Source organism: Kitasatospora sp. NPDC038210, assembly GCF_055600605.1.
Map to the genome: position 1 here is coordinate 80,388 of NZ_JBVJYK010000014.1, position 21,923 is coordinate 102,310.

The following is a 21,923-nucleotide window of genomic DNA, read 5'->3' on the forward strand; positions in this document are numbered from 1 at the left end:
CTATGCAACCCCGAATCGATCGGACAACGCCAAGCATCGCATCCTGCCGCCGAAAGTGGCGACCCTCCGCCTGCACAGTTTCCGCGGACCCCGCTCCGGGCTCCCCCTTGCCGTGCCCCGGCCGCACCCGGGGGGAACGCACCGCCCCGGCTCACCCGTTCAGCCGATGACGCTCAACTCCCGTCGGCCGGGAACAGCTCCGACTGGGGCGGGACACCGCCGCGAGTGGTCCGAACCGGCGGGGTCAGGCCGAGGTGCTGCCAGGCCGCGGCGGTGGCGATCCGCCCGCGCGGGGTCCGGGCGAGCAGGCCCTCGCGGACCAGGAACGGCTCGGCGACCTCCTCGACCGTCTCCGACTCCTCGCCCACCGCGACCGCGAGTGTCGACAAACCGACCGGGCCGCCGCCGAACAGCCGCAGCAGCGCGTCCAGTACCGCCCGGTCCAGCCGGTCCAGGCCGCGGGCGTCCACCTCGTAGACGTCCAGCGCCTGAGCGGCGATCCCCGCGGTGACCACCCCGTCGTGCCGGACCTGCGCGTAGTCGCGCACCCGGCGCAGCAGCCGGTTGGCGATGCGCGGGGTGCCGCGCGAGCGGCCGGCGATCTCGGCGGCGCCGGCCGGGTCTATCTCGACGTCCAGCAGCGTGGCCGAGCGGTGCACCACCCGCTGCAGCTCGGCCGGGGCGTAGAACTCCATGTGGCCGGTGAAGCCGAAGCGGTCGCGCAGCGGCGGCGGCAGCAGCCCGGCCCGGGTGGTGGCGCCGACCAGCGTGAAGGGCGGCAGCTCCAGCGGGATGGCGGTGGCGCCCGGGCCCTTGCCGACGATCACGTCGACCCGGAAGTCCTCCATCGCCATGTAGAGCATCTCCTCGGCCGGCCGGGACATCCGGTGGATCTCGTCGAGGAAGAGCACCTCCCCCTCGGTGAGCGAGGAGAGGATCGCGGCGAGGTCCCCCGCGTGCTGGATGGCCGGGCCGGAGGTGATCCGGATCGGGGCGCCCAGCTCGGCCGCGATGATCATGGACAGGGTGGTCTTGCCCAGCCCGGGCGGACCGCTCAGCAGCACGTGGTCGGGCGCGCTGCCGCGCTTGCGGGCGGCCTGGAGCACCAGGGACAGCTGCTCGCGCACCCGCTCCTGGCCGATGAACTCGTCCAGCAGCTTGGGGCGCAGCGCCGCCTCCACCGCCTGGTCCTCACCGTCGGCGGCGGCCGTGACCAGCCGGTCGGCGGGTTCCGAGTCGTACATCGTCACGGGCTCCAGGTATTCCGAGGTCGACAAAGGGACAGATCGTCAGACGGACTCAGCGGGCCCGGTTGAGGCCGCGCAGCGCGAGCCGGAGCAGGGCGCCGACGTCCGGCGTCTGCTGCGCCTCGGCCTCCGGGGCGAGGGCCGCGACCGCCTCGTCCGCCTCGCGCGGGGCGTAGCCGAGGCCGGTCAGCGCGGAGTGCAGCTGCTCGCTCCACGGCGCCGGGCCGGCCGCGATCGGCTTCTGCGCGGGCACCGCGCCGTGCGGGGCGCCCAGCTTGTCCTTGTACTCCAGCAGCAGCTTGGCGGCCTTCGCCTTGCCGATGCCCGGGACGGCGACCAGCGCCTTCTCGTCGCCGTTCGCGATCGCGACCCGCAGCGCGTCGGGGCTGTGCACGCCGAGGATCGCCTGCGCCAGCTTGGGGCCGACGCCCGGCGCGGCCTGCAGGATCTCGAAGACCGCCCGCTCGTCGTCGTCCGCGAAGCCGAACAGCGTCAGCGAGTCCTCCCGGACCACCAGCGAGGTCGCCAGCCGGGCCGGCTCGCCCAGTCGCAGGCCGGCCAGGGTGTTCGGGGTGCACTGCACCGCCATGCCCACCCCGCCGACCTCGACCACCGCGAGCCCGGAGGAGATGGCCGCCACGGGCCCTTGCACGAAGGCGATCACCGGATGGTTCCTTTCAGCGCGGAGCGCGGGGTCGAGCGGGGTGTGGCGCGGGCGGCCCGGACGGCGGCCTCCAGGCGGTTGGTCGCGCCGCCGCGCCAGATGTGGCAGATGGCGAGCGCCAGTGCGTCGGCGGCGTCCGCGGGCTTGGGCGGGGCGTCCAGCCGCAGCAGGCGCTGCACCATGGCCGTGACCTGGGCCTTGTCGGCCCGGCCGGAGCCGGTGACGGCCGCCTTGACCTCGCTGGGGGTGTGCAGGGTGACGGGTATGCCGCGGCGCGTCGCGCAGAGCATCGCGACCGCGCTGGCCTGGGCCGTTCCCATCACGGTGCGCACGTTGTGCTGGGCGAAGACCCGCTCGACGGCGACCAGGTCGGGCCGGTGCTCGTCCAGCCAGGCCTCGATGCCCTCCTCGACCAGGAGCAGCCGCTGCCCGATCTCGGCCTCGGCGGGGGTGCGCACCACCCCGACCCCGACCATCCGCAGCGGCCGGCCCGGCGCACCCTCGACCACGCCGACCCCGCACCTGGTCAGCCCCGGGTCCACACCCAGTACCCGCACCACCGGCCCCGCCTCCCGTCCTCGACCTGCGAAGGCTACCGTCCGGGTCCGACAACCCCGCCGACGACACCGGCCCGGCGGTCCTGGGACCACCGGGCCGGGCAGTGAGAACGATCACTCGCCCCCGATCGGGCGACGCCGTGTCACTCGGCGTCGAGCTCCGCACCGACCTCGTCGGAGATGTCGAAGTTGGCGAAGACGTTCTGCACGTCGTCGCTGTCCTCCAGCGCGTCGATCAGCTTGAGGATCTTGCGGGCGCCGTCGACGTCCAGCTCGACCTGCATGCTCGGGAGGAAGTTGGCCTCGGCCGAGTCGTAGTCGACGCCGGCGTCCACCAGCGCGGTGCGCACGGCGACCATCTTGGAGGCCTCGGAGACGATCTCGAACGAGTCGCCGAGGTCGTTGATCTCCTCGGGCTCCTGGTCGAGGACGACCTCGAAGAGCTTGTCCTCGTCCACGCCGTCGGCCTTGGGGACGATGACGACACCCTTGCGGGTGAACAGGTAGGACACCGAGCCCGGGTCGGCCATCGAGCCGCCGTTGCGGGTCATCGCCACGCGCACGTCGGAGGCGGCGCGGTTGCGGTTGTCGGTGAGGCACTCGATCAGGACGGCGACACCGTTCGGGCCGTAGCCCTCGTACATGATGGTCTGGTAGTCGGCGCCGCCGGCCTCCAGACCGCCACCGCGCTTGACGGCGCGGTTGATGTTGTCGATCGGGACCGAGCTCTTCTTCGCCTTCTGGATGGCGTCGTAGAGGGTCGGGTTGCCCGCCGGGTCGGGACCGCCGGTGCGCGCCGCCACCTCGATGTTCTTGATCATCTTGGCGAAGAGCTTGCCGCGCTTGGCGTCGATCACGGCCTTCTTGTGCTTGGTGGTAGCCCACTTAGAGTGGCCGGACATCGCCAGCTCCTTTACGTCGCCAAATGGAAATGAAACAGATGAGATCTTACCGGTGTCGTCACCGGTGAGGCGCACACGGTCCGTGCGCGGCCGACACGCTCCCGGTGAGCGCTCAGCCCGCGGCGGCCGCGAGGTGCTCCTCGACCATCTTCACGAAGTACGCGTGCACCCGGTGGTCGCCGGTCAGCTCCGGGTGGAACGAGGTGGCCAGCAGGTTGCCCTGGCGCACGGCCACGATCCGGCTGTCCGGGCCGTCCGCGGCGGGCAGTTCGGCCAGCACCTCGACGCCCGCGCCGACCGCCTCGACCCAGGGGGCGCGGATGAAGACGCCGTGCACCGGCGCGTCGTCCAGGCCCTTGAAGGCGATCCCGGACTCGAAGGACTCGTTCTGGCGGCCGAAGGCGTTGCGGCGCACCGTCATGTCGATGCCGCCGACGGTCTCCTGGTCCTCGCGGCCGTCCAGGATCTTGTCCGCCAGCATGATCATGCCCGCGCAGGTGCCGTACACCGGCATCCCGGCGGCCACCCGCTCGCGCACCGGGTCCATCACGCCGAACAGCAGCGCCAGCTTGGACATGGTGGTGGACTCCCCGCCGGGGATCACCAGCGCGTCGACCTCGGCCAGCTCCTCGGCACGGCGCACCGGACGGGCGAGCGCGTCGGCCTCGGCCAGCGCGACCAGGTGCTCGCGGACGTCGCCCTGCAGGGCGAGGACGCCGATGACTGGAGTGCTCACGGTCTTCAACCTCAATCGATCGTTGCTACGGAATGACGTGGCGCGGCCCGCCGCGGCGCCGAAGCGCTGCGGCGGGCCCGGGCCCTCGGAACCTGCGGGGCGACTACCAGCCGCGGTTGGCGTAGCGCTCGGTCTCCGGCAGGGTGTCGCAGTTGATGCCGACCATGGCCTCGCCCAGGTTGCGGGAGGCGTCCGCGATGATCTTCGGGTCGTCGAAGAAGGTGGTGGCCTTCACGATGGCGGCGGCACGCTTGGCCGGGTCGCCCGACTTGAAGATGCCGGAGCCGACGAAGACGCCCTCGGCGCCCAGCTGGCGCATCAGCGCGGCGTCGGCCGGGGTGGCCACGCCACCGGCGGAGAACAGCACGACCGGCAGCTTGCCGAGCTCGGCGACCTCCTTGACCAGCTCGTACGGTGCGCGCAGCTCCTTGGCGGCGGCGTACAGCTCGTTGTGGTCCAGGGCGCGCAGCTGGCCGATCTCGTTCTTGATCTGGCGCAGGTGGCGGACGGCCTCGACGACGTTGCCGGTGCCGGCCTCACCCTTCGAGCGGATCATGGCCGCGCCCTCGGCGATGCGGCGCAGGGCCTCGCCCAGGTTGGTCGCACCGCAGACGAAGGGGGTGGTGAACGCCCACTTGTCCGAGTGGTTGATCTCGTCGGCCGGGGTCAGGACCTCGGACTCGTCGATGTAGTCGACACCCAGGGACTGCAGGACCTGGGCCTCGACGAAGTGCCCGATGCGGGACTTGGCCATCACCGGGATGGAGACCGCCTCGATGATCTCCTCGATCATGTTCGGGTCGGACATGCGGGCCACGCCGCCGTCCTTGCGGATGTCCGCCGGAACCCGCTCCAGCGCCATGACGGCCACCGCGCCGGCGTCCTCGGCGATCTTGGCCTGCTCGGCGTTGACCACGTCCATGATCACACCGCCCTTGAGCTGCTCGGCCATGCCCCGCTTGACCCGGGCGGTGCCGATCTGCGGCTGGTCTGCGGTGGTGGGGGTGGTGGACACGTGAGACCTCACTCGAAGATGAACCAGTGCTATCGCCCTATGGTAGGCGGACCGGGTGACGCCTCCATGTGCCACCCAGTCCAGCCGGGACGACGGGATACGACAATCGGGCCGTATCCGAGGACACCCTAAGCAGGCGCCCCCTCGGGCGTGAGGGCGGGCGGCGGAGCGTCGTCCATCTCGAAGGCCATCGGGAAGGGCGCCTTGCCCGCCAGCCGGAAGTACCGCACCAACCGGTGCTCACGCACCGCACGCGCCGCCCGCACCGCGTCGTTGTGGAACCGACGGGCCATCGGCACCCGCCGCACCGCGGCCGTCAGATCACGAACGGCGTCCTCGCCGCCCGGCTCGGCCACCAGCGCCGCCACCTGCTCGGGCTCCTCCAGCACCGCCCGCAGCGCCAGGCTCAGCTGACTCTCCGCCACCTCGCGCTGCTCGTCGTCGGCCTGCCGGGCCGCGTGCGCCGCGTCCAGCAGCAGCAGCGAGGCCGCCGGGTCCAGCAGCGAGGACGTCGCCAGCTCCATCGCCACCGAGGCCCGGCGGACCAGCTGCGCGTCCAGCGCCGCCCGCGCGGCGTCGATCCGGGCGTGCAGCCGGTCCAACCGGCCGGCCGTCCAACTCAGGTACATGCCGAAGAGCACCACGGCCACGCCGGCCCAGATCCAGGTAGTCACGGGCCGCTACGTTACCGGGTGTCACCGGCCGGCCCGACCGGCGTCAGCCGACCGCGACGGCGTTGCGGTAGCACTCCCGATCGATGTCGGCGACGTTCACCGCGGTGAACAGCCGGCTCCCGGGCCGCGGCCGCACGAACCGGGCCACCAGCTCCAACACGCCCTCGCTCAGCGCCGCCTTCGCCTCCGGCGTCCGCCCCGGGAAGATCTGGAACTCCACGAACACCTGGACGTCCCCCGTCACCCCACTGGTGCCGACCACCAGCTCCTCGCTCTGCCGGAACACCGTCTTGCAGGACTCCGGCTTGGCGTCGATCGTCCGCTCCGCCAGCCGGTTGATCGCCAGGCCCAGCCCACGGCGGTCGAAGGTGCCGGCCAGGCTGGCCGAGTAGTCCACGGAAATCTGCGGCATCGGTTTCCCCCATGCGGTGAAGCGGTACGGTCGCCCGACCCTAACCCCACCGACGGCCGGGCCGACCACGGCCCCACCGCGGCGCCCGGCCGGCCCCCGATCAGTCCCTGGCCAGCCCGAACCGGCCGCGCCGCCCGCTGCGCTCGTCCTCCTCGACCACCGCCGCGGCCCCAGCCGTCACCGTCTCGTACACCGCCAGGATGTCCGCGCCCACGGTCGACCAGTCGAAGCGCCGCACGTGCCGCGAGGCGGCCTTCCGCAGCTCCTCCAGCCGGGCCGGATCGCCCAGCAGCCGCAGCGCCGTACGGGCCAGCGCGTCCGCGTCCTCCACCGGGAACAGCTCACCGGCGTCCCCGCCGTCCAGCACCTGCTTGAACGCGTCCAGGTCGCTCGCCAGCACCGGCGCACCCGCCGACATCGCCTCGACCAGGATGATCCCGAAGCTCTCGCCACCGGTGTTCGGCGCCACGTACAGGTCCACGCTGCGCAGCAGCCGGGCCTTCTCCTCGTCGCTCACCATGCCGAGGAACTCCACCTGCCGGCGCACCTCGGGCGCCAGGCCGGCGACGGCCTCGTCCTCGTCGCCCTTGCCCGCCACCAGCAGCCGCACCCCCGGCCGCTCCGCCAGGATCCTCGGCAGCGCCGCCAGCAGCGTCGGCAGGCCCTTGCGCGGCTCGTTGATCCGTCCGATGAAGCCGATCGTGCCCGGCTCCCCCTTCGCCGCGTGACCCATCCAGCGCTCGTCCGCCTCGGCGTCCGCGAAGAAGCCCACGTCCACGCCGTTCGGGATCACCACCGCGTCCCCGCCCAGGTGCTCGACCAGGGTCCGCCGGGCGTACTCCGACACCGCGATCCGGGCCCGCATCTTCTCCAGGCCCGGCTGCAGGATCGGCGAGGCCGCGATCATCGCCCGCGAGCGCGGGTTCGAGGTGTGGAAGGTCCCGACCATCGGCCCGGTCGCCGACCAGGCCGCCAGCATCGACAGGCTCGGCGAGGCCGGCTCGTGCACGTGCAGGATGTCGAAGCGACCGTCGTGCAGCCACCGCCGCACCCGCGCCGCCGACAGGATGCCGAAGCTCAGCCGCGCCACCGACCCGTTGTACGGCACTGCCACCGCCCGCCCGGCCGAGACCACGTACGGCGGCAGCGCCTCGTCGTCCTCGGCCGGCGCCAGCACCGAGACCTCGTGCCCCAGACGGATCAGGTGCTCGGCCAGGTCCCGGATGTGGAACTGCACCCCGCCGGGGACGTCCCAGTCGTACGGGCAGACGATGCCGATCTTCACGGGTTCCTCAAGCTCCTTCGGACAGTCGTACGGGCCGGGCTCAGGACCCGGAGGCCTCGGCCGCGGGCTCGGGGGCCCCGGCCGCGGGTGCCGCATCCGCGCGCACCGCGGAGGACTCCTTCACCGTCTCACGGACCGGCAGGTCGGCCAGCCAGAACTTCTGCAGCATGTGCCAGTCCTGCGGGTACTCGCGGACGTCCCGCTCCCACACGGCCGCCATCGCCTGGGTCATCGCCCGCGCCCGCTCCTTGCGGTCGTCCCCCTCGGGGGCCGTCACCTCGGGGTGGATCCGCGCCCGCAGCAGCGGACCGTCGTACCAGAGCGTCACCGGCAGCAGCGCCGCCCCGGTCCGCTGGCAGAGCGCCGCCGGACCGGCCGGCATCCGGGTCGCCTCGCCGAAGAACGACACCTCGATGCCCGCCTCCGACAGGTCCCGGTCCCCCACCAGGCACACCAGCCGGCCCTCGCGCAGCCGCCGCGCCAGCGTGCCGATCACGTTCACCGAACCGCCGGTCAGCGCCAGGACCTCCATGCCCTGGCCCTCCCGGAACTCGACGAACCGGTCGAACAGCCGCTCCGGCTTCAACCGCTCCGCGACCGTCGTGAACGGGTAGCCCTGCTGCGCGACCCAGGTGCCCGCGAGGTCCCAGTTGCCCATGTGCGGCAGCGCTATCACCGCGCCCCGACCGGACTCCATCGCCTCCCGCAGGTGCTCGAAGCCCTCGACCTGCACGTCCCGGGCCACCCGCTCAGGGCTCCACACCGGAAGCCGGAACGACTCCATCCAGTACCGCAGGTACGAGCGCATCCCGGCCCGCGACAGCGACCGCACCGCGGCCTCGTCCAGCTCCGGACGGACCCGCCGGAGGTTCGCCTCCAGCTGCAGCACCCGCTTGCCGCGCTTGCGCCAGGCGTAGTCCGCCAGCCGCTCGAACAGCCCGCGCGCCACCCGCTCCGGCAGGTGCTTCAGCAGCCCCCAGCCCAGCGCGTACGCCCAGTACACCAGTCGGTCCGTCACCGCAGGACGCCCCCCATCAGCTCCCGGCCGCCGCTCGGTCGGCCTCGAACGCCTCCCGGCGCACGGTCAGCATCCGCTGGAACACCGTCACCAGACTGCCCGCCGCCACCAGCCACAGCGCCACCGGCAGCAGCCACTCCACGTACGGCACACCGAACTGGTGCAGGCCCGCGACTCCGGCCGCCACCAGGCTGGCCACCAACCGCTCGGCCCGCTCCACCAGCCCCGACACGTCACACGGCAGGCCCTGGCTCTCCGCCCGCGCCTTCGTGTACGACACCACCAGGCCGCTCGCCAGGCAGAAGATCGCCACCGCGCACAGCAGGTTGTTGTCACCCTTGCCCGCGTACCACATCGCCAGGCCGCCGAAGATCGCCGCGTCCGCGACCCGGTCCAGCGTGGAGTCGAGGAACGCCCCCCACTTCGTGCTCCGGCCCAGCTGACGGGCCATGTTGCCGTCCACCAGGTCCGAGAAGATGAACAGCGTGATCGTGATGGTGCCCCAGAAGAACTCCCCACGCGGGAAGAACACCAGCGCACCGGCCACCGAACCGGCCGTACCGACCAGCGTCACGGTGTCCGGGCTCACGCCCAGCCGGATCAGGAACGCGGCGAACGGGGTCAGAACACGTGTGAAGAAGGCACGCGCGTATTTGTTGAGCATGGCCTTCCCAGCCGCTCCGATCTCCCAGATACCCGCCTGGCGCAACACGACACGGCAGACGGCCCGACGGATAAGCCCGTCCGGCGCACCCATCGTAGCCACGCCGGAGACGCGCTCCACCGCACGCACCGCCGCGCGACGCACCCACCACGGCACGCACACGCACGGTCACCGAGCGGCCGTACGACACGCGCCTCCGCGACACCCGGTCCTAGACTGCGATGGACAGCCTCGGCGCCACGGGAGGAGACCCCGATGCCCGACCGCAGCACGGCACGAGCCGGCCAGGCACCCGCCGTCACCGGCCCCCGGGACCTGCGCAACGTCGTCCTCATCGGCTCCAGCGGTGTGGGGAAGACCACCCTCGCCGAATCCCTCGCCCACGCCGCCGGCGCCACCGGCCGCGCGGGCCGCGTCACCGACGGCACGACCGTCTCCGACCACGAGGACATCGAGCACCAGCAGCAACGCTCGGTCCAGCTCTCGCTGCTGCCCCTCGAATGGAAGGGCGTCAAGATCAACCTGATCGACCCGCCCGGCCACCCCGACTTCGCCGCCGACCTGCGCGCCGCGCTGCACGCCGCCGACGCAGCCGTCTTCGTCGTCTCCGCCACCGACCCCGTCACCGCACCCACCCGTGCCCTGTGGCGCGAGTGCGCCGCCGAGGGGATCCCCCGGGCCATCGCCGTCGCCAAGCTCGACCTCGCCCGCACCGGCTTCGACGAGATCCTCACCGCCTGCCACGACGCCTTCGGGCTGGGCCCGGACACCCTGCGCCCGCTCTTCCTCCCCGTCCTCCACGACGGCCGGCCCGACGGCAGCGTCGACCTCCTCACCGGCGACACCTACGGCGACGCCACCCCGCTCCCCGACACCGGCCCCGCCCACGACAGCCTCGTCGAGGCCATCTCCGGCCAGGACGACACCCTCATGGAGCGCTACCTCTCCGGCGACACCCTCGACACCGACTCCCTCGAAGCCGGACTGCGCCGCGAGGTCCTCGACTGCACCCTCCACCCCGCCGTCCCCACCAGCGACAACGGCCTCGGTGCCGCCGAACTCCTCGACCTCGTCGTCCACGCCTTCCCGAACCCCACCGAACGCACCCGCCCCGGCCCGGACTGCGACCCCGACGCCCCCCTCGCCGCCCAGGTCGTCCGCGTCACCGGCGACGCCTACGTCGGCCGGATCAGCCTGCTGCGCCTGTACGCCGGCACCCTGCGCCCCGACACCAAGATCCACCTCGTCGGCCCGGCCCACACCGCCGCCCAGAACGGCGACGAACGCGTCACCGCCCTCACCAGCCCGTTCGGCAAGCTCCAGCGCCCCGTCCCGCACGCCGTCGCCGGAGACCTCGTCTGCGCAGCCAAGCTCACCAGCGCCCGCGCCGGCGACACCGTCCACGACCCCGGCCACCCCGTCGACCTCGACGGCTGGACGCTCCCCGAGCCCCTGCTGCCGATCGCCGTCGAAGCCCACAGCAAGGCCGACGACGACAAGCTCTCCCAGGCCCTCACCCGGCTCACCGCCGAGGACCCGGCCCTACGCCTCGAACAGAACCCCGACACCCACCAGCTCGTCCTCTGGTGCACCGGCGAGGCCCACGCCGACGTCGTCCTCGACCGCCTGCGCACCCGCCACGGCGTCCACGTCGACACCGTCGCCCCCAAGGTCGCCCTCCGCGAAACCTTCGGCACCGCGGCCGCCGGCCACGGCCGCCTCGTCAAACAGTCCGGCGGCCACGGCCAATACGCCATCTGCGACCTCGAAGTCGAGCCCCTGCCGGCCGGATCCGGCTTCGAGTTCCAGGAACACGTCGTCGGCGGCGCCGTCCCCAAGCACTTCATCCCCTCCGTGGAGAAGGGCATCCGCGCCCAACTCGCCAAGGGCGTCTCCACCGGGTACCCGCTCGTCGACGTCCGGGTCACCCTCACCGACGGCAAGGCCCACTCGGTCGACTCCTCCGACGCGTCCTTCCAGAACGCCGCCGCCCTCGCCCTGCGCGACGCCGCCGAGCACGCCGTCATCCGCCTGCTCGAACCCGTCGCCGCCGTCAGCATCCTGCTGCCCGACGACTACCTCGGCGCCGTCCTCGGCGACCTCTCCGCCCGCCGCGGCCGCGTCCTGGGCACCGAGACCGGCGGCACCGGCCTCACCCTGCTGCGTGCCGAGGTCCCCGAACTCGAACTCGTCCGCTACCCCGTCGACCTGCGCTCCCTCACCCACGGCACCGCCGAGTTCTCCCGCGCCTACCTGCGCCACGAACCCATGCCCACCGCCCTGGCCGAGCGCTACACGGACTGACCACCGACCGGCGCACCGGCCCAACGGCCCCACCACCGGGCGGACTTGCCGCCGGGCGGACTCACCCTCGACGGGCTCACCACCGACGGGCTCGCGACCGAACGGGCCCGCCGGACGGGCTCACGACCGGACGGCCCCGCGGTTCGGCAGCGCACACGCCGCCGTACCCCCCGGCATCCGGTGCCGGTTCCGCGCCACCCACCGGTACACCACACCCGCCACCGGCCGCACCGGCGCCGCCGTCAACACCGCGCCCAGGTACGCCCACGCGCCGCCGGAGCGCATCAGAAGCCGCGCAACCGCCTGTGCGCCCCCGTACACCCGCCTGGTCGGCGTCACCCACAGCACCTCGCGCTCCGCCCGCTCGGCCGACACCTCGCCCCGACCGCCCGCGAGCGCGTCCAGCGCCGCCAGGTCCGCGAACTGGAACGCCACCGCCTCCCAGCCCCCCGAGGCCAGCGTCTGCCGCAGGTACCGCTCCGCCCACCGCACGCACGACGAACAGAACGCGCAGTCCCCGTCGAAGACCAGCACCGGATCCTTCACAACGGCTCCCCTTTCCTCGTCCCCACCACCATCCTCCTCCACCCCACTCCGGACCGCTCCGGCGGGTATCGATGCACCCGAACCCGGGCATCATGCCTCTCAGCCCCGGTACGGCTCGATCGTGACGGTACTTCAGACGATCATCCGCGCCCGGGGGCCGCGGCACGGTAACCTGCCGCTGACAAGGGGAGGAGGGGACGCCACCGTGACCACACTCGACATGACCCCGGGCGCGCAGATACCCCGGACCGACGCCGGCCCGCAGACCGCCGTCACCCAGGCGCTCTCCTCGGCCGCCTACCGCGACGGCGAGATCGGCGGCTTCGTCACGGCCGTCACCGAGGCCAAGGAGAAGAAGGGCCGCTTCGCCCTCTTCCGCCCCAACCTCGGCGAGGCGTTCAGCAAGGCGCTGGTCTCCCGCGCCCTCGGCGGCGACCGCAAGCCCATCGTCCCGGCCTTCGGCGTCGACACCCGCCAGGTCGTCGAGCACTGCCTGGCCGCCGAGGAACTGCGCAACACCCGCGACCGCCACCTCACCACCGTCACCCTGGTCGCCGGCGGACTCTTCCTCCCCGGCACCCTGGTCTGGCTCGCCGCCTTCAATGTGCGCGCCTGGCTCAAACGGGACAACCCGAAGAACGCCGGCGTCTACGGCGGCATCACCCTCGCGCTGGCCGCCGCCCTCGCCGTCTTCCTCGTGCTGCGCCCGCCGGCCGCCGGCGTCCTCGGCATCTACCTGCGCATCACGATGCTCGCCCCGGTCATCGGCTGGTACCTCGCCCGCCGGATCGTCGAGCGTTCCGCCAAGGACCTGCGCGCCCGCTGGCAGTCCCTGGTCGAGGGCTCCGCCGTCGCCGCGACCGTCGCCAAGGCCGTCCCCCGCGACGACCTCGACAAGAAGGCCGTCGACCTGCGCGACAAGCTCGGCCGCCTGGACGCCGAGCAGGAGACCAACGTCCACCACTACGCCGGCCCCAAGGGCATCCTCGGCGCCGGCCGCCGCTGGGGAGAGTGGCGCCTCGCCGACACCCTGCACCCCGCCGAGGGCCACGTCGACTTCCGCGCCTTCCACCCCTGGGACCTGGTCCGCCGGATCTCCACCCACCTCAAGGGCCTCGGCATCAGCCACGTCGCCAACAGCGGCATGCCCAACGTCACCATCAAGCAGTGGGTGGTCTTCGACATCGGCGAGGGCGCCGACGAGATCAGCCGCCCAGGCAACGCCGACATGGACGGCGACCGGATGCGCGACTTCGCCGTGCAGAGCATCGCCGACAAGCAGACGTTCTCCGGCGGCCCCCGGCACTACCTGGCCACCCAGTTCATCACCCACGACGGCAAGCTCGTCCTCACCTTCACCATCACGGTGACCCTGCTGGCCAACGTGCTGACCATCTCGGTGGCCGGCTACGCGCTCGGCCCGGTCAAGGGCGTCTTCTTCGACAAGCCCAAGGACAAGGAGAAGACGGTCTCCAAGACGGTGAAGTTCTGGGAGGACCGCACCGTCAAGCTCCCCCTGATCGACAACGACGAGGTCGTCCGCCAGGCCGTCCGCGCCCCCTTCTACCGGATTCCCGGCCTGCTCGGCTGGCTCGGCGGCGGGCTGGGCCTGCCCGAACCGTTCGGCCTGCGGCACGTCTGGGCCGGCCGCGCCTGGGACAACCGCTCCATGGTCGACAACGCCATGAACGCCTCCGTCCCGGTGCTCAACGCGGTCCACACCGCCACGCTGGAGTTCCTGGAGGAGCACGACCTCGACGCCGACCGCTTCTTCAAGAACCGCACCTCGATCATCAAGTCCGAGGCGCAGAGCCCCCGGCCGTACGACGTCGACACCTTCAACGCCGGCTGAGCCCGGCCCACGACGGACGGAGGGGCCCGCCACCGATCTCCTCGGTGGCGGGCCCCTTCCGCGTTCTCCGGATCAGCCCTGCGGCCAGACCTCGGCCAGCATCTTCCGGGTGTCCGCCAGCAGCTGCGGCAGCACCTTGGTGTGGCCGACCACCGGCATGAAGTTGGTGTCCCCGCCCCAGCGCGGCACCACGTGCTGGTGCAGGTGCGCCGCGATCCCGGCACCGGCCGCCGCGCCCTGGTTCATCCCGATGTTGAACCCGTGCGCCCCGGAGGCCGCCCGCAGCGCGGTCATCGCCTTCTTGGTGAAGTCCGCCAGCTCGGCCGTCTCCGCCTCGTCCAGGTCGGTGTAGTCGGCCACGTGCCGGTACGGGACCACCATCAGGTGCCCGCCGTTGTACGGGTACAGGTTCAGCACCGCGAACACGGCGCTGCCCCGGGCGATGACCAGCCCGTCCTCGTCGCTCAGCGACGGGATCGAGCAGAACGGACAACCGTCGTCCGGAGCCGGGCCGGTGGGCTTGTTCTCACCCTGGATGTACGCCATCCGATGGGGGGTCCACAAGCGGCGGAAGCCGTCCGGCTCACCGACGCCCCGCTGCAGTTCCGGCTCAGTCGTCATGCTGATCAGCATATTCGCCCGACGGTGGATGCAAAGCCGCGCGGGGCAGACTCATCGAGAGCCTGCCCCGCGCGTGACGGTCGTGCTACCGGATCACACCTGGATGCGGTTCTTCACCGCATCCACGATCTCGGCGACTGCGTCCGCGACCGGGACGCCGTTCTTCTGCTCGCCGTTGCGGTAGCGGAAGGAGACCGCACCCGCCTCGACGTCGTCGTTGCCGGCGATCAGCATGAACGGAACCTTGGTCTTCTGAGCGTTCCGGATCTTCTTCTGCATGCGGTCGTCCGAGGTGTCCACCTCGACCCGGATCCCGTGCTTCTTGAGCTCGGCCGCGACCTCCAGCAGGTACGGCACGTGCTCGTCGGTGATCGGGATGCCGGTCACGGTGACCGGGGCCAGCCACGGCGGCATGGCACCGGCGTAGTGCTCCAGCAGCACCGCGAAGAACCGCTCGATCGAGCCGAACAGCGCGCGGTGGATCATGACCGGCCGCTGGCGCGACCCGTCCGCCGCGGTGTATTCGAGGTCGAAGCGCTCCGGCAGGTTGAAGTCGAGCTGGATGGTCGACATCTGCCAGGTGCGGCCGATGGCGTCCTTCGCCTGCACCGAGATCTTCGGGCCGTAGAAGGCCGCGCCGCCCGGGTCCGGCACCAGCGGCAGGCCCTGCTTCTCGGCCACGCTCGCGAGGACGCGGGTGGCCTCCTCCCAGGTCTCGTCGCTGCCGACGTACTTCACCGGGTCCTTGGTCGACAGCTCCAGGTAGAAGTCGGTCAGACCGTAGTCGCGAAGGAGGTTGAGCACGAAGGTCAGCGTGGAGTCGAGCTCCTCCGCCATCTGCTCGCGGGTGCAGTAGATGTGCGCGTCGTCCTGCGTGAAGCCGCGGGCACGGGTGAGGCCGTGGACCACACCGGACTTCTCGTAGCGGTACACCGTCCCGAACTCGAAGAGGCGCAGCGGCAGTTCACGGTACGAACGGCCGCGCGCGTCGAAGATCAGGTTGTGCATCGGGCAGTTCATCGGCTTGAGGTAGTAGTCCACGCCCTCGTCGAGCTGCATGGGCGGGTACATGCCGTCCGCGTACCAGTCGAGGTGGCCGCTCTTCTCGAAGAGCTTCCCCTTGGTGGCGTGCGGGGTGTAGACGAACTCGTAGCCCTCTTCCTCGTGCCGCTTGCGCGAGTAGTCCTCCATCGCCCGACGGATGATGCCGCCCTTGGGGTGGAAGACGGCGAGGCCGGAGCCGATCTCCTCCGGGATGGAGAAGAGGTCGAGCTCGTTGCCGAGCTTGCGGTGGTCGCGCTTCTCGGCCTCGACCAGGAAGTCGAGGTGGGCCTTGAGCTCGTCCTTGGTCGGCCAGGCGGTGCCGTAGATGCGCTGCAGCATCGGGTTCTTCTCGCTGCCGCGCCAGTAGGCGGCCGCGTTGCGCATCAGCTTGAACGCCGGGATGTGCCGGGTGCTGGGCAGGTGCGGGCCGCGGCAGAGGTCGCCCCAGCACTGCTCGCCGCTCTTGGCGTCCAGGTTGTCGTAGATGGTGAGCTCGCCGGCGCCGACCTCGACGTCGGCGCCCTCGCCGGCGGTGGCGGCGGAGCCCTTGAGGCCGATCAGCTCCAGCTTGTACGGCTCGGCGGCCAGCTCCTCGCGGGCGGACTCGTCGGTGACCACGCGGCGGGAGAACTTCTGCCCGCGCTTGATGATCTCCTGCATCTTCTTCTCGATGGCCTTGAGGTCATCGGGGTGGAAGGGCTTCTCGACGTCGAAGTCGTAGTAGAAGCCGTCCTTGACCGGCGGGCCGATGCCGAGCTTGGCCTCGGGGTAGAGCTGCTGCACCGCCTGGGCCATCACGTGCGCGGTGGAGTGGCGCAGGATGTCGAGGCCGTCCTTGCTGCCGATCTCGACCGGCTCGACCTCGTCGCCGTCCTGGACGGCGTAGGCGAGGTCCTTGAGCTGGCCGGCGACGCGGGCGGCGATGATCGAGCGGTCGTCGGCGAAGAGCTCGGCGGCCGTGGTGCCCGTCGTCACCACGCGCTCTTCCCGATCGGGTTCGCGGCTGATGATTACCCGGACGTCCGTCACCGGTCTCTCCTGACGTACTGGATTTCAGAGGACGCAGCACAGCGCTGCGCGTGACGATGGTACCGAGAGCGCCGCCCCCGCCGTCCACCTACGCCCCTTCTCCCCCTCCGTCCGCCTTCTCCCCGAGCGACTTCAGCAGGCGCTCGCGGTCCCCTTCCTCCCAGCCGCACGGTTCCAGTCCGTGCGGGCGGGTCAGTCGGCGGAAACCGCCGTGCCGCTCCAGCCGGCCGGAGACCCGGACCGGCAGGCCTGCGAGGTGGGCCTCGGCGGCGAGCCGGTAGTCGGGGTCGGGAAGCCGGAGCTTGAGTTCGCGGACCTCGGCGCCGGTGAGGACGCGCAGCCGTACCGAGCCGGGGCCGGCCGGGTCGGCGCGCTTGAGCCGGGTGACGACGCCGACGACGGTGACGGCGACTGCGGGCTCGATCCGTTCCAGCAGGTCGGCGGCCTCGGTCAGGGCGGGCAGGTCGCCGGGCGAGAAGTCGAGGTCGATCCGGCGGTCGCCGAAGCCGCCCGGCGTTCCGGCGGCGGGTGACCAGGCGACGGTGAGCCGGGCCGCCGTCGTGCCGCGGACGAGTTCCCCGACGGACTGGACGAGCTCCCGGCTGACCCCGGCCCGGACGGCGTTCTCGAAGGCCTCGGGCCCGCCGCTGACCCGGCGGTAGTCGACGGCGTCGCGCAGCGCCTCCAGGGCGCGCACCAGCGTGGTGACGGCGGCGCGGCCCTCGGGGGCGGGGGTGTACGCGGTGAGGGCGGCACCGTGTTCGACCACCAGGACGCGGTCCAGGAAGTCCGCGGCGGGGCCGTCCAGCCGGGCGCCGAAGTAGGCGGCCCTGGCGCGGGCGGCCTTGGCCCCGGCGGCGAGCATCCCGCGGGCCGCCCGGCGGAGCCGCTCGGCGTCGTCCCAGGGGGTGGCCCCGGCGGGGCCGGGCGCTTCGCGGCGCCAGCGCAGTTCGTCGCCGGGGACGGCGAGGGCGAGCAGGATCGAGCGGGCCGAGGGGGTGCGGGAGCGGGAGAGTGCGGTGACGGCGTCGGTGAGGAGTTCGACGGCGTCGTCGAAGCCGTCCGCGGCCGGGACGAGGAGGCTGGTGCCGGGCTCGCCGTCGGGCGGGGTCCAGCGGCCGTACCGGGCGGCCGGGCCACCGCGGCGGATCCAGCCGTGCCGGGCGAGCAGGGTGGTCAGCACCGCGGGGTCGACGGTGGCCGGGTCGGGCAGGGGCGGCTCGCCCGGTCCGTGCGGCGGTGTCATGGGGTCGGCTCCTCGCTGCCGGGGCCGGGCGGTCACGGGCTGCCGCCCGCGCCGACCCGGGCCATGATGTCGCAGAGCGCGCGGTCGTCGAAGACCTTGTCGGTGGGCACCCGGACGTTGGTGCGCCGCTGTCCGGTGACGGGGTGGCCGGCCAGGTTGACCCAGTAACAGCAGTGCCGCAGCTCCAGGGCGTCCGGGCGGGCCCGCAGCCAGTGGTCGACCCGGCTCGGCAGCAGCATCACGACCAGGATCCGGGGCACGGCGACCCGGGACCGGGCGAGCTTGCGCAGGTGGTCGTTGTCCAGGGTGAAGCCGAAGAAGCGCCCGGCCGGGTCGGGCGCGATCTGCTGGGTGGCCTTGAGCTGGATCTTGATGGTGACCTCGTCGTCCACCTGGTGCGCCCGCGAGCCGTGGTTGACCTGCCAGTCGATGCCGTTGTCCGGGAACGGCTGGGAGAGCGAGCAGCCGGCCGCGGCGGCGACCGCGTGCAGGTAGCCGACCTGCAGCGTCTCCATGCAGGCGGTGACCGCGAGGTTCCCCCGCAGGACGGCCGCCGCCTCCTCGGGCTGCGGCTGTGTCAGTGCCATCGCCCCGTGGCCTCCCCCGGCTGCGGGCCCGTCCGGCTTTCGAACGGGCCGGTCGATTCGAACGGGACAGTCATGGGCAGGATCCCCGGTCCGACCTGGGCCAAACGGGTTGAAGGTCCGTCAGAACCGGGTATCAACCGGGCGCGGAACACACGCCTGAGGGGCAGTCATGCAGCAGCACTGGTACACCGGCCCACTCGCCTCCTTCGACACCGAGACCACCGGCGTGGACGTGGAGAACGACCGGATCGTCTCGGCCGCCCTGGTCGTCCAACTCGCCCCGGGCGCACCGGTGCGGACCACCACGTGGCTCGCCGACCCGGGCGTCCCGATCCCGGACGGCGCCCGCGCGGTGCACGGCATCACCGACGAGCACGTCCGGCTGCACGGCCGCCCGGCCCGCGCGGTGGTGGCGGAGGTCAGCCGCGCGCTGGCGGCCGAGGCCCGCGCCGGGCACCCGGTGGTGGTGATGAACGCGCCGTACGACCTGACGCTGCTGGACCGCGAGTTGCGCCGCCACCACGGGCTGACGCCGGTCGGCGGCCTGGCGGCGGCCGGGCTGCTGGTGCTGGATCCACGGGTGCTGGACAAGCACGTGGACCGCTACCGCAAGGGCCGCCGGACGCTGACCGACCTGTGCGCGCACTACGGCGTGGAGCTGGCCGGGGCGCACGACGCGGCGGCGGACGCGACGGCGGCGCTGGGCCTGACCCGGTGCATAGGTGCCCGCTACCCGGCGGCGGTCGGCGGGCTGACGCCGGCGGAGCTGCACCTGCGCCAGGCGGTCTGGCACGCGGCGCAGGCGCGCGGGCTGCAGGGCTGGTTCGACCGCTCGGGGGTGGCGGAGCGGGTGGACCCGTCCTGGCCGTTGCGGCCGGCCCGCTGCGGCTGCGGGCGGCAGCTGGAGCCGGAGCACGGCTGCGAGGCGGCGGCGTAGCGGGCGGCCCGGCGCACCGGGCCCGGAACGCGCCGCAGGCCCTGACCGGTTTCCTGGTCAGGGCCTGCGTGCTGTCCGGTGGGCGATACTGGGATCGAACCAGTGACCCCTTCGGTGTGAACGAAGTGCTCTCCCGCTGAGCTAATCGCCCGGGCAACGAGATGAACTGTAGCACCATTCGGAGGTCGTCGTACAACTCGCCCTTCCGAGGTGCGCCGACGCATCCGCAGAACTCGCGCTCCGCACGGAAGGTGACTGCGCCTCAGTCGATTACCGGACTCCTCGAAGGGATTCCGGAAAAACACGTGAGGCCCAGCCGATAATCGGCTGGGCCTCACATATCACAATGCATTCCGGTGGGCGATACTGGGATCGAACCAGTGACCCCTTCGGTGTGAACGAAGTGCTCTCCCGCTGAGCTAATCGCCCGGGTGCAGGGAAAACATTACCGCATCCCGGAGGGTGGTCCGAACACCCTCCCTGCCCCCCGCCCCGGACCCGGGCGGCTCACCTCCCGTCCAGCTGCCAGGGGACGACCGGGCCGTACCGGGCGAGGTACCAGCCGCCCGCCGCGACGGCGACGGCCAGCACGACGGCGGTGATCGTCAGGTTGCGCCGGCGCACCCGCGGGTCCATGGCCCGGTGGGCCGCCTCGGCGACCTTGCGGCGGGTCCAGTGCAGGGCCAGCCGGGCCCAGACGAACTCGGTGGCCCAGATCCCCATGCCCAGGAAGATCACCACCCAGCCCGGCCCGGGCAGCGGCAGCAGCACCACGCCCAGCCCGACCACGGCCAGGCCGGCCAGGAAGACCGCCACCTGCCAGGCCCGGTGCAGCGCGCGGGAGCGGCGCACGAAGGCCGGGGCCAGGGAGCCGACCGCCCGGCCCCCGTCGGGGGGTCCGTCATCCGGCGTGATCGCTTCACCCGTTCTCGTGTTCCCGGCCGTCTTGTCGTTTCGCACAGTCATGCCAGGAAACTAACCAAGAAGTGCCTCGGTAATGCCGGGCCCGGCCGCTCCGGGGCGATTCCGCAATGCGCCGTCAGGGGTACGACTCGCGCCCGAATCGGGACAGAGGGGTTTACATCGGTCTTGGGGGTGGGATGGTCCGTTCGCCGACGTGCGATTCCCCGAGCGCACACTGAGCGAAAGGCCATGGCGCTTATGAACACCACGGTCAGCTGCGAGCTGCACCTGCGCCTCATCGTGTCCAGCGAGTCCTCACTGCCCGTCCCCGCGGGCCTGCGCTACGACACCGCCGACCCCTACGCCGTGCACGCCACGTTCCACACGGGCGCCGACGAGACCGTGGAGTGGGTGTTCGCCCGAGATCTCCTCGCGGAGGGGCTGCACCGACCCACCGGTACCGGCGACGTCCGGGTGTGGCCGTCGCGCAGTCACGGGCAAGGGGTGGTCTGCATCGCGCTGAGCTCTCCGGAAGGAGAAGCCCTGCTGGAGGCCCCGGCCCGGGCGCTTGAGTCGTTCCTCAAGCGGACGGACGCCGCGGTGCCGCCCGGCACCGAACACCGTCACTTCGACCTCGACCGGGAGCTGTCCCACATCCTCGCCGAAAGCTGACCCCGACCGGAGGAGGTCACGCCCCGCCGTCGGCGGGGTCGATCCCCCTGCCGTCATCGCAGCCGTCCTACTCGGGGGCACGGCAGCGCACTCAGCCGCGCACGACGCGGTCTCGGGGCCGGTGGACGGCCCGTTCCCACCGGAGCGGGCCCGCAGCACCGCAGGCGCCCGGCACCGAGGCCGGCCACCCCGTTCGGGTGGCCGGCCTCGGTGCCGGGCGTCGACGTCTTCCCGGGGTCGCACACGGATGCGGGCTTCGAACGTCCGCCCGGGGTCCGGATCGGCGGGCGACGCCCGGTTTCGGATGCTCTGACGGGATCCGTACACGCCTTCGAAAGAAGGCGCCGCCCTTCTGGCACAAGGCCCGGTATGGTCTGGGGTAACCGTGGACGCGGGGTATCGGAGTCCCCTGCGCGAGGAGTCCCCAACGTGCTGATCACCCATGACACCGAGTGCGCGCTGAGCATCCTCGTGGAGCTGCTCAACACCGCACCCGAGGTGTGCGGCGCCGAGCGGCTGCCGGACGTCGCCGCGCTCGACGCCTTCGTGGTCCGCCAGGAGATCAGCGAGATCGACTCGCTGACCGAGGACGACCTGCGCCGGGTGCACGAGCTGCGGACCCGGCTGCGCGAGGTGTTCGGGACGGAGTCCACCGCGGAGGCCGCCGAACTGGTCAACGCCATCGTCGCGGCCGCCGGGACGACGCCCCGGCTGACCGACCACGACGGCCACGACTGGCACATCCACTACTTCGCGCCGCACGCCGCGCTCGGCGACCACCTGGCGGCCGAGCTGGGCATGGCGCTGGCCTTCATCCTCATGGCCGGCGAGCGCGAGCGGCTGCGCCGGTGCGAGGCGCCGGACTGCGCCCGGGTCTTCGTGGACCTCTCCCGGAACCGCTCCCGGCGCTACTGCGACAGCCGCACCTGCGGCAACCGGCTGCACGTCGCCGCCTACCGGGCCCGGCAGCGCTCGGCGGAGGCCGTCCCCTCGTCCTGATCCACGGGA

At 72.3% G+C, this 21,923-nt stretch carries 22 protein-coding genes and 2 tRNA genes; 5 read left to right on the forward strand and 19 right to left on the reverse strand.

Annotation, left to right across the window (positions count from 1 at the left end; all coding sequences use genetic code 11):
- Nucleotides 1-173: 173 nt before the first annotated feature.
- From ruvB to pgsA, 11 genes are all read right to left on the reverse strand, one after another.
- The gene (gene ruvB, locus ACZ7KX_RS26915; protein ID WP_470328827.1) at nt 174-1,244 is read right to left on the reverse strand and encodes a Holliday junction branch migration DNA helicase RuvB; all 1,071 of its coding nucleotides are present in this window, start codon (nt 1,242-1,244) and stop codon (nt 174-176) included.
- 55 nt (nt 1,245-1,299) lie between these two features.
- A complete protein-coding gene (gene ruvA / locus ACZ7KX_RS26920) occupies nt 1,300-1,911 on the reverse strand; it encodes a Holliday junction branch migration protein RuvA (RefSeq protein ID WP_470328720.1) in 612 nt (203 codons plus the stop codon).
- On the reverse strand, nt 1,908-2,468 hold the full coding sequence (gene ruvC / locus ACZ7KX_RS26925; protein WP_470328828.1) for a crossover junction endodeoxyribonuclease RuvC: 561 nt from the start codon (nt 2,466-2,468) through the stop codon (nt 1,908-1,910). The genes ruvA and ruvC overlap by 4 nt, the downstream gene beginning before the upstream one ends.
- 143 nt (nt 2,469-2,611) lie before the next feature.
- Nucleotides 2,612-3,370: a YebC/PmpR family DNA-binding transcriptional regulator gene (locus ACZ7KX_RS26930; protein WP_350521269.1), complete on the reverse strand. Its 759-nt coding sequence runs from the start codon at nt 3,368-3,370 to the stop codon at nt 2,612-2,614.
- Nucleotides 3,371-3,482: 112 nt separating this feature from the next.
- On the reverse strand, nt 3,483-4,106 hold the full coding sequence (gene pdxT / locus ACZ7KX_RS26935) for a pyridoxal 5'-phosphate synthase glutaminase subunit PdxT (RefSeq protein WP_350521270.1): 624 nt from the start codon (nt 4,104-4,106) through the stop codon (nt 3,483-3,485).
- Between the two features lie 103 nt (nt 4,107-4,209).
- Nucleotides 4,210-5,121, reverse strand: a complete 912-nt coding sequence (gene pdxS / locus ACZ7KX_RS26940; RefSeq protein WP_350521271.1) for a pyridoxal 5'-phosphate synthase lyase subunit PdxS — start codon at nt 5,119-5,121, stop codon at nt 4,210-4,212.
- A 128-nt stretch (nt 5,122-5,249) separates the two neighbouring features.
- Complete coding sequence (locus tag ACZ7KX_RS26945; protein WP_257032868.1) at nt 5,250-5,795, reverse strand: LemA family protein; 546 nt, start codon at nt 5,793-5,795, stop codon at nt 5,250-5,252.
- 43 nt (nt 5,796-5,838) lie between these two features.
- Entirely contained in the window at nt 5,839-6,207 is a 369-nt protein-coding gene (locus tag ACZ7KX_RS26950) for a 5-carboxymethyl-2-hydroxymuconate Delta-isomerase (RefSeq protein WP_470328721.1), read from the reverse strand.
- A gap of 100 nt (nt 6,208-6,307) precedes the next feature.
- A complete protein-coding gene (locus tag ACZ7KX_RS26955; RefSeq protein WP_470328722.1) occupies nt 6,308-7,492 on the reverse strand; it encodes a glycosyltransferase family 4 protein in 1,185 nt (394 codons plus the stop codon).
- A 40-nt stretch (nt 7,493-7,532) separates the two neighbouring features.
- Nucleotides 7,533-8,510, reverse strand: a complete 978-nt coding sequence (locus ACZ7KX_RS26960; RefSeq protein WP_470328723.1) for a phosphatidylinositol mannoside acyltransferase — start codon at nt 8,508-8,510, stop codon at nt 7,533-7,535.
- Between the two features lie 16 nt (nt 8,511-8,526).
- A complete protein-coding gene (gene pgsA / locus ACZ7KX_RS26965; protein ID WP_470328829.1) occupies nt 8,527-9,174 on the reverse strand; it encodes a phosphatidylinositol phosphate synthase in 648 nt (215 codons plus the stop codon).
- A gap of 255 nt (nt 9,175-9,429) precedes the next feature.
- Between pgsA and ACZ7KX_RS26970 the strand changes: the two genes are divergently transcribed.
- Nucleotides 9,430-11,478 (forward strand): elongation factor G-like protein EF-G2, encoded by a 2,049-nt coding sequence (locus ACZ7KX_RS26970; RefSeq protein ID WP_470328724.1) that lies wholly within the window; start codon nt 9,430-9,432, stop codon nt 11,476-11,478.
- A gap of 120 nt (nt 11,479-11,598) precedes the next feature.
- On the opposite strand, the gene ACZ7KX_RS26975 is transcribed toward ACZ7KX_RS26970, so the two are convergent.
- A complete protein-coding gene (locus ACZ7KX_RS26975; protein ID WP_470328725.1) occupies nt 11,599-12,024 on the reverse strand; it encodes a thiol-disulfide oxidoreductase DCC family protein in 426 nt (141 codons plus the stop codon).
- Between the two features lie 205 nt (nt 12,025-12,229).
- Here ACZ7KX_RS26975 and ACZ7KX_RS26980 point away from each other — a divergent pair, with 205 nt between their 5' ends.
- Complete coding sequence (locus ACZ7KX_RS26980) at nt 12,230-13,876, forward strand: hypothetical protein (RefSeq protein ID WP_470328726.1); 1,647 nt, start codon at nt 12,230-12,232, stop codon at nt 13,874-13,876.
- Nucleotides 13,877-13,948: 72 nt separating this feature from the next.
- Here the strand turns inward: ACZ7KX_RS26980 and ACZ7KX_RS26985 are convergent, their stop codons facing one another.
- The 4 genes from ACZ7KX_RS26985 to ACZ7KX_RS27000 form a co-directional block, all read right to left on the reverse strand.
- Entirely contained in the window at nt 13,949-14,509 is a 561-nt protein-coding gene (locus ACZ7KX_RS26985) for an HIT family protein (RefSeq protein ID WP_097238679.1), read from the reverse strand.
- Nucleotides 14,510-14,590: 81 nt separating this feature from the next.
- The gene (gene thrS, locus ACZ7KX_RS26990) at nt 14,591-16,570 is read right to left on the reverse strand and encodes a threonine--tRNA ligase (protein WP_470328727.1); all 1,980 of its coding nucleotides are present in this window, start codon (nt 16,568-16,570) and stop codon (nt 14,591-14,593) included.
- Between the two features lie 88 nt (nt 16,571-16,658).
- Entirely contained in the window at nt 16,659-17,816 is a 1,158-nt protein-coding gene (locus ACZ7KX_RS26995) for a hypothetical protein (RefSeq protein ID WP_470328728.1), read from the reverse strand.
- 32 nt (nt 17,817-17,848) lie between these two features.
- A complete protein-coding gene (locus ACZ7KX_RS27000; protein ID WP_470328729.1) occupies nt 17,849-18,403 on the reverse strand; it encodes a DUF4365 domain-containing protein in 555 nt (184 codons plus the stop codon).
- Nucleotides 18,404-18,572: 169 nt separating this feature from the next.
- Between ACZ7KX_RS27000 and ACZ7KX_RS27005 the strand changes: the two genes are divergently transcribed.
- Complete coding sequence (locus ACZ7KX_RS27005) at nt 18,573-19,340, forward strand: exonuclease domain-containing protein (RefSeq protein WP_470328730.1); 768 nt, start codon at nt 18,573-18,575, stop codon at nt 19,338-19,340.
- Nucleotides 19,341-19,419: 79 nt separating this feature from the next.
- Here the strand turns inward: ACZ7KX_RS27005 and ACZ7KX_RS27010 are convergent.
- From ACZ7KX_RS27010 to ACZ7KX_RS27020, 3 genes are all read right to left on the reverse strand, one after another.
- A tRNA-Val gene (locus ACZ7KX_RS27010) sits at nt 19,420-19,491 on the reverse strand.
- Nucleotides 19,492-19,697: 206 nt separating this feature from the next.
- Nucleotides 19,698-19,769: transfer RNA gene (locus ACZ7KX_RS27015), tRNA-Val, on the reverse strand.
- Nucleotides 19,770-19,847: 78 nt separating this feature from the next.
- Nucleotides 19,848-20,306 carry a TIGR02611 family protein gene (locus tag ACZ7KX_RS27020; protein WP_470328731.1) on the reverse strand — a complete coding sequence of 153 codons (459 nt, stop codon included), beginning with the start codon at nt 20,304-20,306 and terminating at the stop codon, nt 19,848-19,850.
- Between the two features lie 195 nt (nt 20,307-20,501).
- Between ACZ7KX_RS27020 and ACZ7KX_RS27025 the strand changes: the two genes are divergently transcribed.
- Together ACZ7KX_RS27025 and ACZ7KX_RS27030 are read left to right on the forward strand one after the other, a co-directional pair.
- The gene (locus tag ACZ7KX_RS27025; protein WP_030056266.1) at nt 20,502-20,915 is read left to right on the forward strand and encodes an SsgA family sporulation/cell division regulator; all 414 of its coding nucleotides are present in this window, start codon (nt 20,502-20,504) and stop codon (nt 20,913-20,915) included.
- 429 nt (nt 20,916-21,344) lie between these two features.
- Nucleotides 21,345-21,914 carry a CGNR zinc finger domain-containing protein gene (locus ACZ7KX_RS27030; RefSeq protein ID WP_350521284.1) on the forward strand — a complete coding sequence of 190 codons (570 nt, stop codon included), beginning with the start codon at nt 21,345-21,347 and terminating at the stop codon, nt 21,912-21,914.
- The last annotated feature ends 9 nt before the right edge of the window (nt 21,915-21,923 follow it).